Source organism: Undibacter mobilis (genome assembly GCF_003367195.1).
Lineage (GTDB): Bacteria > Pseudomonadota > Alphaproteobacteria > Rhizobiales > Xanthobacteraceae > Pseudolabrys > Pseudolabrys mobilis.
On record NZ_QRGO01000001.1, the window covers coordinates 24,130 to 39,167 of the forward strand.

A 15,038-nucleotide genomic window follows, 5' to 3' on the forward strand; every position below is an offset into this window, starting at 1 on the left:
ACTCAAAGGCGCCAAAGATCAATGCCGCTGGGACATTGGGCGCGATCGAGCCGCGACTTGACGTCGATCACGGTGCCCCTGCCGCCCTTGAGCAGGCGCGTCATCAGAGCCCAGCCCTCGCGAAGATAATCGTTGTGCGCGACGGCGAAAACAACAGCGTCGGCGGGCTTGAGCTTGTCCATCGCCGTCAATTCGATGCCGTATTCATGCTGGGTCTCGTCGGCCTGGGCCAGGGGATCGTGAACCTGGACGACGACGCCGAAATTTTCCAATTCGCGCACGATGTCGACGATGCGCGAGTTGCGGATGTCAGGCACGTTCTCCTTGAAGCTCATGCCGAGCACGGTGACGACAGGATCGGCGCATTTGCGCCGCATCAGACTGCGGATGGTTTCGGTGGCGATCCACTGCCCCATCTCGTCGTTGATGCGCCGGCCGGCGAGGATGACCTTGGGATGATAGCCCGACTTCTCGGCCCGGTAGGTCAGGTAATAGGGATCGACGCCGATGCAGTGACCGCCGACGAGACCAGGCTGATACTTGAGGAAATTCCACTTGGTGCCGGCCGCCGCCAGAACGTCGGCGGTGTCGATGTCGAGCCGGTGGAAAATCGCCGATAGTTCGTTCATGAACGCGATGTTGAGGTCACGCTGTGTGTTCTCGATCACCTTGGCGGCTTCCGCGACCTTGATCGATGGCGCGCGATGAATGCCGGCGGTGACGACCGAGCCGTAGACGTCGGCGACGATGTCGAGCGTCTTGGCGTCCTGGCCGGCGACCACCTTGATGATGGTCTCGAAGCGATGCTCCTTGTCGCCGGGATTGATGCGCTCCGGCGAATAGCCGATCGAGAAATCCTTGCCAGCCTTGAGGCCAGATCCGGCCTCGAGCACCGGCAGGCAATCTTCCTCGCAGGCGCCCGGATACACGGTCGATTCGTAAACGACGATATCGCCTCGCTTGAGTCGCTTCGCCACGGTTCGTGAAGCCGCCAGCATCGCGCCGAGATCGGGCCGGTTGGCCATATCGATCGGTGTCGGCACGGTGACGATGAAGAAGTCGGCGCCGGCCAGCGTCTCGTCCTTGTCCGAATAGACCAGCGTCGGGTGCAGGAGATCGGAACGCTCGACCTCCAGGGTGCGATCGACGCCGGATTTCAGCTCGGCGATGCGCTCGGCGTTGATGTCGAAGCCGACCACCGACGCGCCCGCCCGGGCGAAAGCGACAGCGACCGGCAGGCCGACATATCCCAGGCCTATGACGGCTATTTTTCTCGTATATGCCATTTTGCTTCGATTTTCAATTCTACAGGCGAAAGCCGCCGATCCGTCTAAGTTATCGTTCCCGCAGCGCATTTTCGTGCGCAACGAAATCCCCGTAGGCCATATTCAGGCCATCGCGCAAGTGGGTCTTCGCCTTCCAGCCGAGCGCCGAAAGCCGCGATACATCGAGCAGCTTGCGCGGCGCCCCGTCCGGCCGGCGCGTGTCGAATGTCATCTTGCCGTTGTAGCCGACGACATCCGCGACCGCTTCCGCGAATTCCCGGATACTCACATCGGCACCGGTGCCGACATTGATGAACAGGTCTTCGGAATAGTGCTTCATCACAAAGATGCAGGCGTCGGCCAGATCGTCAACGGCAAGAAACTCACGCTTCGGATTGCCGGTGCCCCAAACTTCGACCTCAGGCGCGTTCTTCATTTTGGCCTCGTGGAAGCGGCGGATGAGCGCTGCCGGCACATGGCTGTTCTCGGGGTGATAATTGTCGCCTGGTCCGTAGAGGTTAGTCGGCATGACCGAGATGAAATCGACGCCGTACTGGCGCCGATAGGCTTCGGCCAGCTTGATGCCGGCGATCTTGGCAACCGCATACCACTCGTTGGTCGGCTCAAGCGGCCCCGTCAACAACATCTGTTCGGTCATCGGCTGCGGCGCGTTGCGCGGGAAAATGCAGGACGATCCGAGAAACAACAGCTTCTGCACTTTTGCGGCAACAGCCGCGCGCATTACGTTCAAGGCGATAGCGATATTGTCGGCGATGAAGCTTGCCGGGAAAGTGTTGTTGGCGTGAATACCGCCAACGCGCCCCGCCGCGAGAAACACGGCATCGGGCCGCTCCCGCATCATCCAGGCTTCGGTTTCTCCCTGATGGGTCAGATCGACGGTTTGATGGTCGACCGTCAGGAGTTCACAATCCTCGATCGCCAGACGACGCATCAGCGCCGAGCCCGCCATCCCCGAATGACCCGACACATAGATCTTCTTGCCACGAAGATCGAACAGCGGTTTCACCGTGTCAGTCATGCCGGTTTTTTCTATTCTGCTCTTCGGCGACGACCGCAAGATCGCTGCGGACCATGTCGCGCACAAGTTCGGGAAAGCCGATACGATGCTTCCATCCGAGAACCCGGCGCGCCTTGGCAGGATCGCCAAGCAGGTACTCGACCTCGGTGGGACGATAGTAACGAGGATCGACTTCGACCAGTACTTTGCCGCTCGCGGCGTCGATACCCTTCTCGGCTTCGTCCGATCCTTCCCAACGGATCTTCATCCCGATCTCTGCGAATGCAAGATCGACGAATTCGCGCACTGAATGCGCCTCGCCGGTTGCGAGAACGAAATCGTCGGGCTTGTCGTGCTGGAGTATCTGCCACATGCCTTCGATATAATCCCGGGCGTGGCCCCAGTCGCGCTTGGCGTCCAGATTGCCGAGGTAAATCTTGTCCTGAAGTCCGTACTTGATGGCGGCCACAGCCCGGCTGATCTTGCGGGTCACGAAGGTTTCGCCGCGGGTCGGGCCTTCATGATTGAACAAAATACCGTTCGAAGCATACATACCGTAGGCCTCTCTGTAGTTCACGGTGATCCAGTAGGCGTAGAGCTTGGCCGCCGCATAAGGGCTGCAAGGCTCGAAAGCCGTACTCTCGCTCTGTGGCGGCGGCGAACTGCCGTAAAGCTCCGATGTCGAGGCCTGATAGAAGCGCACGTCGCGCTCCATCTTCAGGATGCGGATCGCCTCGAGAAGGCGCAGCGTACCGAGGCCGTCGGCATTCGCCGTGTATTCCGGCGTCTCGAAGCTCACCTGCACATGGCTCTGCGCGGCGAGATTGTAAATCTCGCTCGGCCGCGTTTCCTGGATCAACCGGATCAGGTTTGTCGCATCGGTCATGTCACCATAGTGCATGTGAAACCTGGTCGCGGTCTCGTGCGGATCGGCATAAAGGTGATCGACACGCGCACTGTTGAATGACGAAGACCGGCGTTTGACGCCATGCACCGTGTAGCCTTTGCCGAGAAGAAATTCGGCCAGATAAGCACCGTCCTGCCCGGTAATCCCGGTAATCAATGCAACTTTCTTCGACATCACTAGCGTCCTTTAAGAATGAGCAGGTTCGTTAGGGCCGGGATAAACCACAACGTCCGCAGGTCGGCGTCCCTCGTCCAGCGCCATGTAAACGGCGCGATGCAAGCTCACGAACCGGTCGACGCCGAATTCTTCGAGCGCCCGTTTTCGGGCCGCAGCGCCGAATGTGGCCCGCAAGGCCCTATCCGCCGCGAGCCGGACGATTGCCGCCGAGAGGCCCGCACTATCACGGGCCGGGACTACAATTCCAGTGCTGCCGTCGACGACCGCCTCGGCATTGCCGCCGACCCGGGTCACGACCATGGGCAGGCCTGCGGCCATGCCTTCCAGCACGGCGTTGGAAAAGCCTTCCTCGTGAGAGCAGAGCATTCCGATATCGCTCGCGGCGAGGATCACCTCGACATCGCTGCGCGAACCCATGAAGACGATATTGTCGGCCAGGCCCAAGTCGTTTGCCTGGCGCTTCAAATCGGCACCAATCCCGTCGTCACGCCCCACTGCGAGCAGCCGCCAGCCGGGCGGTAAACGCGGCCCCGCCAGCGCCAACGCCTGGATCAGGTCCGCATGCCCTTTGTAGGGGATGAGATTGGCGACAAGGCTCATCACCAGCGCATCCGGCGCCAGCGAGAGCCGTGCCCGCGCGTCGTCCCGGCTGACAGACGCCGGCTCCGGCACGCCGTTATAGATCAGTGCCACGCGCGACGCCGCCATGCCCTCCTCGAGCAATTGGGTCACGACGCTTCGGGAATTGCCCAGCGCGGCATGGACCGTGCCGAGGCATAGCCTCTCGGCAATTCGGTAAAAGGCATGGCGCTGGTAGTAATTGAGGCTGCGACGGCTCATGACGCGGATCGGCACCCCGGCCAACAACGCCGCTGGCGCTCCGATCAGGAATGCCGCCGGCAGGAAAAAGTGAGCAAGACGCGGGCGCAGTCGGCGTATCGCGGCATAGAGCGCCGACGCGGCGCGGATGGAGCTCCATACGCCTGTGGGGCGCGCCACCGGGCAAATCATGACCTCAATGCCGGATGCTTCCAGCTGCTGGCGCATCGGACCGTCCGCCATCGCATAGATCGCAACCCTCATGCCAACCCGCGACAGCGATGTTGCCAGCAAAGCAAGCTGACGCTCGCTGCCACCGACACCAAGCCCGCTGATGACATAGAGAATGTCGAGCGCCATTCAGCCCTGTCGCAACGGAGCGCCGGCCGACAGATACATCTCGAACAGGTCGGCGACGCGCACAGCCGTCTTGCCGTCCCAGAGCGGCAGCGGCTTGGCCTGTGCACCGTGCGCTGCGTCGACTGGCAAACCCGCGATATCGGCGACCGCGATCAGGCGGTTGGTGCCGAGCGTCACTGTGATCGGTCGCTCAGTCGATGTCCGCGCCGTGAAACAGGGAATGCCGAGATAAGTCGTTTCTTCCTGCACACCGCCGGAATCGGTGACGACAAGCGCGGCGCCGAAGACGCAGCGCATGAAGTCGGTGTACCCGAGCGGCTCGCACAGCGTCATCCCGGCTGTTGCCTCAAGCCCGGCAAGCAGGCCGGCTGCCTGCAGGCGCGCACGCGTGCGCGGGTGCAAAGGCAGGATGAGCGGCAAGCGCGCGGCAAGCGCCGTGAGCCCTTCCACCAGCACCTTCAGCATCGCGCCGTCATCGACATTGGCCGGTCGATGAAAGGTCGCAACGCCATAACGGCGGCCATCGAGCTGCGGAAACGGATGCGGCTGCGCCTTGATGGCCGGCTGCATCGCCACCAGGCTGTCGATCATGATATTGCCGACGAAGTGGATGCAGGACGCCGGCACGCCCTCGGCCAGCAGATTCTCGTCGGCATCCTGCGACGGCGTCAGATGCAGGTCGCAGATCGAGTCCGTGACCAGACGGTTGATTTCCTCGGGCATGGTGCGATCGCGCGAGCGCAATCCGGCTTCGACATGGGCGACCGGCAGATTGAGCTTCTTGGCGGCGAGCGTGCAGGCCGCGGTCGCATTGACATCGCCGACGACGGTGACGAGCGCAGGCGGCGCATCCGTCAACGCCTTTTCGTAAGCCATCACGACCTTACCGAGCTGCTCGCCATGGGTGCCACCGCCTATGCCGAGCGCCAGATCGGGCGCCGGCAGCCCGAAATCACGAAAGAACACATCCGACATGCCTTGGTCGTAGTGCTGACCGGTGTGAACCAGAACGGGATCGCACCACGACCGGCGTTTCAGCTCGTGATAGAGCGGCGCGATCTTCATGAAATTCGGCCGAGCGGCGCCGATGAGATGGATCGTCTGCTTTTTCGTCATGCTTCAGCCGATGCCGTATTTCGCGCCGGCATGGTCAATGCCGCGCGCGCCAGCCCTTCGTAAATCGATGCGTAAGTCGGCAGCGCGGCGCGCCGGCCAAGACGCTCGGCCGCACGCTTCGCGTTCGACGCACGCTCGGCGGCACTCGCGATCGCCAGGAATTGACCAACTGACAAACGCGTGCCGAGTTCGCGCGCGACGGTCACGCAAGCCGGCGGCGCATCTTTCATCACGATCTGCAATCCAGTCATCGCGTATTCGGCAAATTTGGTCGGAAAGGCGACGGTGTTTACGGGCGTCGAATCGCGCAGCAACATGCCTCCATCGGACGCGTTGAGATAGCCGTTGACGTCCGCATGAGGAACGGCCCGCGCAATCACGCTGCCCGCCGGCAGATCCGCGCAGGCAGCGACGGCCTTGTCGACGTCCGGTGTCAGGACGATCAGCCGCGCTTTCGCGCCCGACGCCAAGGCGCCGCGGAATGCCGCGACCGTCTCATCGAACAACTGATAGCCGGTCAGGCTGCCCGAATAGATGTAGACGATTTCGTCAGTGGCGATGCCAAGGCCGCTGCGGACCCGTTCGCGCAAGGCAGCGTCGAAGAAGAACTCACCTTCCGGGGCAAGGCAGGGGATGACCCAACTCGGCTGGCCTGAAAGATAAGGTGTCATCAAATCGCGAAGCTGGGTGGTCACAAACAGGGCCCCGGCGCAGGTCGCCCCGGCCGTGCGGTACTCCCGCTCCAGGAACCAAGACCGGTAGCGGCCGGACAGCGTATCGCCACGCCGCTCCACGAGTTCGGCGCGGGAGTCGCCCCGGCAGTCCCACAGCATCGGCACGCTTTGCTGGCGCGCCCAGGGCCCGGCGGTGGCGGCGGCATAATCCGCACGCGCCTGGACGAAAGCCAAAGGCCCAAGCGCGGCGAGCGCTCTGCCGAGCAGCAACCGGTTGACCAACTGCGAACCCGGCATGGCCGGACGCACGCCGCGCAACAGGACGACCTCGCCGCCCGCAATGTCCTTAGCACGCGCGAGCCGCGCGTTCGATTGTTCGAACAGCCCCTGCGAACAGGCCACCGCGACGACCGTGATGTCGATGCCGAGTACCTCGCGCACCAGCCGAACATGCGCAAGCACCTGCGAGTCGATCACCGTCGGCGGCAGGCCTTCGAACAGAACGAGCGCGGCGCGCATCAGATCAATCCGTAGCCTCGGGCAACAGGAAGGACCGGCCCGACATCAGCGATCGGCCCTGGCGTGACGCAATCGTAAATGCGCACGTCTTGATGGCTGAACTTGATGACGCGCAAGGCTGAACCGCCTGCCCAGAGAAGCTCTCCGGCCACAGTGTCGGGTCTCCAGCACAGGCAATGCGCAAACCCACTCTCATCGAGATCGAAGAGGCCCGCTTTCATCGTCGCGATGGTTAAGCCAAGCGGGCGCGGAGCATCGTGAGCTACTGCCGCGCGGTACGCATTTCGTCGCGCGACACTCGGCGTATAGACGAAGGATCCAGGGTCGCGCCGTTGATAGTCGCCAAGGCGCAACTCGACGCCGAGATTGTCGTCATGGCGATGACCGCGCGGCGCACCTTCGACGGGCGCGCCGGCGCAACGAAACGTGACCATCAGATCGCCACTTCGGTAAACATACAGGCCAAAATCCGGAAAGGCCTCGCGCGTCCACGTTGACGGATCGACAGGACGCGGCAGCTCAATATGCCTCAGGCGCTTTGATCCATCCGGCGCTTCATTCCATTGCTTCAAGGCAGCGTCGGGCTCGCCGAAATCCGCGAGTGACACCGTCCGTTCAGGCACCGCAAATGCGCAGTCCGACAAAAGCGAGCGCACCACTGCTCCTTCCACCGTCTCGTTTTGTGCGCCTCCCGAAAGCGCATCCACCATATCGGGGAAGGCGCGGTGGTCGAGTGTATTTTCAATCGGCTCACTGGCTGAATCGCCAAACAATGTCGGGGTAAGTTTGAAGAACCGGCCGGAGTCGGTGTCGCCGATCTGAACGACCATCGCGTCGTCCCCCTGAATTGCGCGCGTCAGGCGTGCTGCGTCCGCAAGCTTGCGGAGAACATGTGGTCCCACGAGAGCCATGCCGCCCTCGCCTCGCCCAGGACGCGGCAACGGCAGCTGCGGATACAGGGCGCGCCAGGCCCGCTCCGGGGCCATTGCACCATCGAGACGCGCTACGTCATTGGCGTCGAGCGATCCAATCAAGGCAAGCCCGAAGGCAACGATCTCGCCCGACAGGCGATGGTAGTTGGTCGACCCTTCGTAGTTGCCGCCGTCGGGCAGGAATTGATGCTCGGCTTCGGCGAGCAGTTCGGCGGTGGCGAATGTGAGCCAGCGCGTCGCCGCTTCGCCTTCCAAAGTCCAGCCGATCCACAACAAACCGCCGAGATCCGCGAGATAGTGATTGCTGCGGCCAACTTCCGAATACTCGAGATGCTCGGCGATGAAGTCGCCGTGGTCTCCCAGAGTCTGCGCGACCAAGCCGTCGATATTCGGCGGCAGCGACAATCCTGCGCCGGCCAATATTGCGCGCGTCAGGGCGATGTTTGCGGCCCGGATCGCGACATCCATGGTGCCGACCCAGTTGACGCCGAAACGCGGCGGGTTGGTCGCGGTGAAATCGGCGATCTGATCGCCGATTTCGTCGATGTACCGCTGCAGCGTCTCAAACCCTTCGGCACCGGCTTTAGCAAGTAAGGCGCACAAGGCGAGTTGCGGCAGATGCTGCAGCCGCGCCAGTTCCCACGGCACTTTGATGTCCGCCCCGATATCGACCGGTATGCCGAAGCTCATGCTCGGGCGCTGCCCGTCCCACCGATAACCGGAGCGGACGTCGACCTGCCAGTCGATCGGCACGTAGCTGGATTGCTCGATCATCCCCCAAATCGCACTCGCAATCGCGAGGTTCGACCGGTTGACGACGGTTTCAAGCCCCTCGCCGTTCCGGAGCGGCGCCGCGAGCCCATTCGGCTCATAACGATGACCGAGAAAGCCTTTCGCCGAAAAGCCATAGACCGGCGACACCCAGCCCGAACCGAGCAGATCGAACCGATGTTCGAGATATCGCGCACTCAGGGCGAGCAAGGTCCGGCAAAGATCAGACGGAACATCCGCCGCCGCAAGAACGATGCGGGCCGCCGGATTGAAGTTCGGCTGCCTGCCGCCGTAGCTGCCGGAAACGATGTCGGCTGCCAGCTTCATTCTTGCGCGCGCCGTGCGCGCGGCCAGCCGCGCCGCCTTGCGCATCGTCATGTCGAGCGGCAGCGACCGCACCTGACGAATGTACCCGCGGATATCCATCGATGAATGACGTTGCGATGACGGCCGAGCGGTCACGGACGCTGCAGCACGAAGTACCAGGTCGAGACCACCCAGGACGGCAGTCGATCAGCGGCACGGATATTCCATGCCACGAAGCGCCGGCTGGCGAAGATGGTATTGCCGGTGAGATCGGCGCCGACGAAACCGCCATGAGCGAAGCGCACGATGCGAAGGCCAGCGTCAGCGACCATGCGCTTCAGGCTGCCCATCGTAAAGAAGATGATGTGGCCGGAATCGTGATTGTAGGGAATGCCGGCGTCCGCCTTCGGTGGCCGTCCCATAAGCCGCAGCGCCGCGCGCTTGAAAAACCGCACGACTTGATAGAGCCGCAAATGCCGATCGATGAACTTCTCGGTCTCGCAAGGCCCGTAACCGTTCGGCACCGAACCGATCATGATGCCGTCGGGCGCAAGCGACTTGAGATGGGCCGTGACGATGCCGAGCGGATCGGGGACATGCTCGAGCACATCGGCATAGACCACGACGTCAAACTGGTGGCCGGCCGGCACTTCGGTAACGAACTCGGCCCGCAGGCCGCCGAAATGCTGACGCGCATATGATAGCGACGGCTCGTGAAAATCGACGCCGGTATAAATCACGCCATCGCCGATCAAATACTGACCAACCGCAGCGGCGTTGCCGCAGCCGAAATCGAGAATGCTCACATCCCGTCCGAGTCTCGCGCGATGACCCTCGATCGTACGCAGGATGAAGCGCAGCTTCTTCGTATTGCCGAAAATATCCTCCGGCGGCAGCGGTGGCCGCCCGGGCCAGGACGCATCGGAAAACTGATCCATGGCGACATGCTTCATGGCGTGTTGCCCCTTGGTGCGATGCGCTTTTCGACCTCGAAGGCCATGCGCATGGCCTCGACCTGCTGCCACAGCGGAATGGGCCATGCCCCGCCCTTGCGAATGGCGTCGGCGAAAGCGATGAGCTCCTCGCGATGGCCCTTGTCCGGCGTCGAGGACGTCAAAGTCGGGCCGTTCGCACCGGCCGCCGACAAACGTTTGAAATCGTTGAGGCTGTAGACCCGACCATCTGCATAAACGTCACATTGTTCCTTTGGAAAATCCGACGCACCCAACGCCGTATAGGTGAGCTTCGCTATGGAGCCGTCGGCGAAACCGAAGCTGGCGACGAAATTGTCGGTGTAACCGTAATAGGAAGTGCGCGGCCGCAATGCGGTCGCGTCGACGGTCAATGCTTTGGCGCCGGTCAGCATGACGAACAGATCGTAGAAGTGGCAGGCCTCTCCAATATTGCGGCCGCCGCCTTCCAGCCCGTGGACCCAGGAGTCCGGCGGCAGGTATCCGGCATTGACGCGATAGTCGATGATCATCGGATTGCTGCGTGCCGCGGTGACCCCGGCGAGCGCGGCGGCGTATTTGGAGAAACGCCGGTTGAAACCCGTCATCACGAGCGGCTTGCCGGCCGTCTCTGTGCCGTAGAAGTCGGCGATGGTGTCGAGCTCCGCTTGCGTCAGACACAAAGGCTTCTCAACGAACACATGCTTGCCCGCCTGCAAAGCCTTTAGCACCAGATCCGCGTGCTGGTGATGGCGCGTGGCGATCATCACGGCGTCGATTTCGGAATCGGCCAGCACGCCAGCGATATCGGTGGTCGCGGTGGCCGCGCCGAATTGTTTGGCGACCGAAGCCGCACCGTGGCCCTGTCGCGAGCAGACGGTACGGAGCGTAAAGCGGCCGGCCTCATCCTTCACGATCGGCAGCAGCGTACCCTTGGCAAAGCCGCCAGCGCCGATCACCGCGAGCCGCAGCGCTTCAGGTCGGCCCGCCGCGATCGCCGGATTGGCAATACGCAAGACCGGCGCGGCGTCGCTCGCGGTCGGATAAGTCAGAATGGCACTGAGCGGCTTGTCGCCGCCGTCGCCCTGCAAAGCCGCGTAAGCCGCCGCAGCTTCGCTAATGTCAAAGCGCGGTGTGGTCAGGTCGTCGATCCGTACCGCGCCTTGCGCGAGAAGGTCGAGATAGGCCGCCATGTTGCGGTTCTCGGTCCACCGCACATAGCCGAGCGGATAATCGACACCACCCTCTTCGTAATCGCGATCATAACGTCCCGGTCCGTAGGAGCTCGAAATCCGGAAGTCGATTTCCTTGGCGTAGACATCGGCGCGGTCGAAGGCGATCGGCACATCGCCTACCAGTACGACGCGGCCCTTGCGGCGGCAAATCCGCAGCGCGGCCCCGAGCAAATCCTCCGACGTGGATGCCGCTGTGACGATCACGGCATCGGCGCCGACGCCGCCGGTCAGCCGAGCGACCTGCTGCTCGGCGTCATCGCCCGCTTCAAGCGCAAGATCGAGCCCGTTCACCCGCGCCAAAGCGACACGCGACGCATCGAGGTCTGCGCCCACAGTACGAACGCCAGAGGCCTTGAGGAGCCGCGCAGTGAGCTGGCCCAACATGCCGAGGCCAATGACAACAAAGGTCTCGCCCAAAGTCGGCTCGGCGCGGCGAATGCCGTGCAGCGCGATGGCCCCGAGCGCCACGGTCGCTGCCGCCTTATCGGTCACAGCATCGGGTGTCGCGACGACGAGATTGCGTGGCACGCTGACATATTCTGCGTGGAAGGCGGCTTGCGAACCGGCACATGCCACCCGGTCGCCCGGAAAAATGTCATCGACGCCATCGCCGACGGCAATCACGGTGCCAGCCAACGAATAGCCGAGTGGCTGCGCCTGACCGAGATGCGACCGCACCAATTGTTGGGTTTTCGCGAAGCCCTGGGTGCGCACCATATCAATCACGCGGCGCACCTGATCCGGGCGCTTAAGCGCGCGCTTCCAGAGCGGCATGTCGCTCGCCTTCACGCCGGCCATTTCGGTACCAACCGAAATACAAGACGCAGCCGCACGCACAAGCACCTCGCCCCGCCCGACCTGCGGCGCAGGAACATCCATTACGCGAATGCCACCCTGGAGGAAGACCTGTTTCATCAAGCGGCCCATTTCTCGCGCAATGAAGCGTACAGCGATTCGAATCGGCTGATCTCGGTATCGGCCGAGAATTCACGCTTCGCCAGTGTCAATGCCCGTTCGCCCATGCCTTGCCGCGCCTCCGCGTCGCCGGCCATGCGAATGATCGCAGCGGCCAGCAGATCAACATCGAACCCCGGCACCAACAGTCCCGTCTCGCCGTCGCGCACGGCATCGCGCATGCCGCCAGCGTCAAACGCGATCACGGGTCGTTCGCAGGCAAAGGCCTCAATCACGCCATTTGGCAGGTTCTCAACTGCCGAGGGCACGACCACGAAATCGGCCGCGGCGTTGGCCATCGCCATCAGTGTCTCACCGCGCAAAAAGCCGAGTGGCACCACACGCTGCGGCACGCGCCCAACCCACCATTCGGAATTGTTGCCGGCGACGAGAAGCACGATGTCGTCTCGCGGCCCGATTTTACGCAAGGCGGCTTCAAGCAGATCACCACCCTTGCGTTTGTTGTCGCCAGCAACATGAGGCGCGAACAGAATCGCGGTTGCTCCCGGCGGCACACCGAAATGTTCACGGGCGACCGCCCTTGCTGGCGGCCGGAACTCTTTCATATCAAGTCCATTGGGAATAAGCCGGACATCGGCACCGGCGAACAACGGTGACTTGCGGGCAATGGCTTCGATCCAGCTCGATGGCGCAACCACAGTCAGGCTCGTGCCATCATAGAGCCAGCGCTTTTGCCGCCAGAGAATGGCGGTGAAGTCGACGCCGATGGCCGGATATGTGCCGAGATCCGGACATGATCCGCAACCGCTTTGCCAGCGCTCGCACGGACCGGCATAGGCGCAATGCCCGGTCATCGGCCACATATCCGACAGCCGCCACACCAGCGGTGCGCGGCGCGCCAAAGTCGGGATAATCCAAGGCGTAAAATAGCCGCCATGCGTGTTGTAGAGCTGGATGATGTCCGGGCTCTGCGTCCAGGGGTGCCGTAACACGCGCAGCGCGGAAGGCACGACCTGATACTGCAATCCGAGGCGCCACGTGACACGATTGGCAAGATCGTCACAGCGGCGCAAAAATCGATTGCCCGAAACAGTGTCGATATCAGGATCATCCAGGGCCCTGTCTCGCACCAACATACGCGACTGATGACCGCGCTGGCGTAACCCGGAATGAATCCGATAGGCCGAGCGTGCCGAGCCGCCTTCGTTATCGGCGGTCGAGAAATGCAGGATGGACGAGGTCAAGAGACGGCTGACCTTGCAGCGCCACTCAGCGGCGCCTCGACGAAGCGCTGGTGCCACAGCTGAAACATGATGGCCGCCCAAATGCGATGGGTATGATCGGCCCGCCCCCCGAGATGCGGCATTACATAGTTATCGTAGAAACTTCTGCTGAAGAACCCTTGCCGGGTCAAACGATCCGGCGCCAGCAGATCCTCGACCATCGGCCGCAAGGGACCGCGCAGCCATTTACCGAATGGAATGGTAAAGCCCCGCTTCGGTGCGGTCAGTAGCGACTCTGGCAACAACGGCGCGACAGCTTTACGTAAGAGATATTTAAGACCATTACGACGCGTGCGAATGCCCGCAGGGATACGGCTCACGAGATCGACTAGCTCATTGTCGAGGAACGGCGTGCGGGCTTCAATTGAATGCGCCATCGAAAACCGGTCCGTCATGAACAGAAATTCTTCAGGCAACTGCGTCCCGATATCGAGACCCGCAACGCGGTCGCGCGTCGTGGAAGAGGATCCATCCGCAAATCGCTGATAGAGCATGTCTACTGTATCGCGGCAGCCATCGCCGCCGTCAGCCAGTACAGCGCGTTTGCCTGCGTCAGGAAAATAATAATACCGCTCGAAGAATTCGCGTCTGAAGGAGGCCTGATCGATCGGACGATTGTCTCTGCTCAACAGGCGCGTCAAAGGTCCGCCTTCGAGTGGCAGCCATTTGCCGTAATTGCCGAACAGCTCGTCGCCGCCAGTTCCGGTCAGCGCCACTTTGACCTTGCCGGCCATCTGCGCAAACACAAACCAGGACGGCAGGCCGCCGCCATAGGGCTCATCGAGCGCCTCCACCATCTGCGGCAAGGCATCGAGCGTCACTTCCGGGCGCAGCACCAACTCGTGATGCGGGATGCCCCACTTGCGCGCAACGTCGCGGGCCAGCGACAGTTCGTTCCACGCCTCCTCGCCTTCGCCGGAAAAACCAAGCGAATAGGCACTGACCGAGAGCCCGGATTGCGCTGCAATGCCCGCAATGGCCGATGAATCAAGCCCGCCGGACAACGAGACCGCGATTGGCACATCGGACAGGGTCCAGCGCCGGGTCGCGGCGCGCAATGTCTCCCGCACCATCTCCGGCCAGTCGGCCTCCCGGACGCCGTGATCCGGCGTATAGCGCATCTGCCACCAGCGCCGGACATCAAGCTTTCCGGTATCGAGGGAATAGGTCAGAAGATGACCGGCCGGCAGCCGCTTCACCGATGACAGGATCGACTGCTCTTCGGGCACGTAAAGGAGGCTGAGATAATCGAACAAGGCCTGCCGATCGATATCACGCGACACGAACGGCAATTCGATCAGCGCCTTCAGCTCTGAGGCGAAGGCGAAGCGCCGCGAGCCGGCCGTATAATAGAACGGCTTGATGCCCATCCGGTCCCGTGCGCACAACAGCGTCCGCTTCACCGAATCGTAAAATGCGAAGGCGAACATGCCGTTGAGGCGGTTGAGACACGCCTCGCCGTCCCGGCACAGCAAGCGCAGCAAAACCTCGGTGTCGGAGTGATCGGTAGCGAAACGTTCGCCAGCGCCTTCAAGTTCGGCCCGCAATTCCGGCGAGTTATAGATTTCACCGTTGTAGACGATCACATAGCGCCCGTCGGGCGAGCGCATTGGCTGCATGCCGCCAGCCGCGTCGAGGATCGCGAGACGGCGCATCGCCAGCGACAATTCGACCGCCCGATCGACGAAGACGCCATCGTCGTCGGGGCCACGATGGGCGATGGACCGATTCATGGCCCCGATCCAGGACGGGTCCTGGGGGCCATGTATGCCGACGATGCCGCACATAGGA

The 15,038-nt window shown here is 62.4% G+C and carries 11 protein-coding genes; all 11 read right to left on the bottom strand.

Annotated features, from left to right (window positions below):
* Positions 1 to 2: 2 nt before the first annotated feature.
* Genes DXH78_RS00110 through asnB form a run of 11 tightly spaced genes read right to left on the bottom strand, consistent with a single transcriptional unit; the run spans position 3 to position 15,034 of the window.
* The gene (locus tag DXH78_RS00110; RefSeq protein WP_115515156.1) at positions 3 to 1,286 is read right to left on the bottom strand and encodes a nucleotide sugar dehydrogenase; all 1,284 of its coding nucleotides are present in this window, start codon (positions 1,284 to 1,286) and stop codon (positions 3 to 5) included.
* A 49-nt stretch (positions 1,287 to 1,335) separates the two neighbouring features.
* Entirely contained in the window at positions 1,336 to 2,304 is a 969-nt protein-coding gene (gene fcl, locus DXH78_RS00115) for a GDP-L-fucose synthase (protein ID WP_115515157.1), read from the bottom strand.
* A complete protein-coding gene (gene gmd / locus DXH78_RS00120) occupies positions 2,297 to 3,364 on the bottom strand; it encodes a GDP-mannose 4,6-dehydratase (protein ID WP_115515158.1) in 1,068 nt (355 codons plus the stop codon). Before gmd ends, fcl begins: the two co-directional genes overlap by 8 nt.
* Before the next feature lie 12 nt (positions 3,365 to 3,376).
* Entirely contained in the window at positions 3,377 to 4,546 is a 1,170-nt protein-coding gene (locus DXH78_RS00125; RefSeq protein WP_115515159.1) for a glycosyltransferase, read from the bottom strand.
* Entirely contained in the window at positions 4,547 to 5,662 is a 1,116-nt protein-coding gene (gene wecB, locus DXH78_RS00130; protein ID WP_115515160.1) for a non-hydrolyzing UDP-N-acetylglucosamine 2-epimerase, read from the bottom strand.
* On the bottom strand, positions 5,659 to 6,855 hold the full coding sequence (locus tag DXH78_RS00135) for a hypothetical protein (protein ID WP_115515161.1): 1,197 nt from the start codon (positions 6,853 to 6,855) through the stop codon (positions 5,659 to 5,661). Before DXH78_RS00135 ends, wecB begins: the two co-directional genes overlap by 4 nt.
* Positions 6,855 to 8,984 carry a heparinase II/III family protein gene (locus DXH78_RS00140; RefSeq protein WP_115515162.1) on the bottom strand — a complete coding sequence of 710 codons (2,130 nt, stop codon included), beginning with the start codon at positions 8,982 to 8,984 and terminating at the stop codon, positions 6,855 to 6,857. Before DXH78_RS00140 ends, DXH78_RS00135 begins: the two co-directional genes overlap by 1 nt.
* 32 nt (positions 8,985 to 9,016) lie before the next feature.
* On the bottom strand, positions 9,017 to 9,817 hold the full coding sequence (locus tag DXH78_RS00145; RefSeq protein ID WP_168192654.1) for a class I SAM-dependent methyltransferase: 801 nt from the start codon (positions 9,815 to 9,817) through the stop codon (positions 9,017 to 9,019).
* Entirely contained in the window at positions 9,814 to 11,964 is a 2,151-nt protein-coding gene (locus DXH78_RS00150; RefSeq protein ID WP_115517643.1) for a bi-domain-containing oxidoreductase, read from the bottom strand. The genes DXH78_RS00145 and DXH78_RS00150 overlap by 4 nt, the downstream gene beginning before the upstream one ends.
* Complete coding sequence (locus DXH78_RS00155) at positions 11,964 to 13,289, bottom strand: glycosyltransferase family 4 protein (RefSeq protein WP_115515164.1); 1,326 nt, start codon at positions 13,287 to 13,289, stop codon at positions 11,964 to 11,966. The genes DXH78_RS00150 and DXH78_RS00155 overlap by 1 nt, the downstream gene beginning before the upstream one ends.
* Entirely contained in the window at positions 13,205 to 15,034 is a 1,830-nt protein-coding gene (gene asnB / locus DXH78_RS00160) for an asparagine synthase (glutamine-hydrolyzing) (RefSeq protein ID WP_115515165.1), read from the bottom strand. The genes DXH78_RS00155 and asnB overlap by 85 nt, the downstream gene beginning before the upstream one ends.
* Between the last annotated feature and the right edge of the window lie 4 nt (positions 15,035 to 15,038).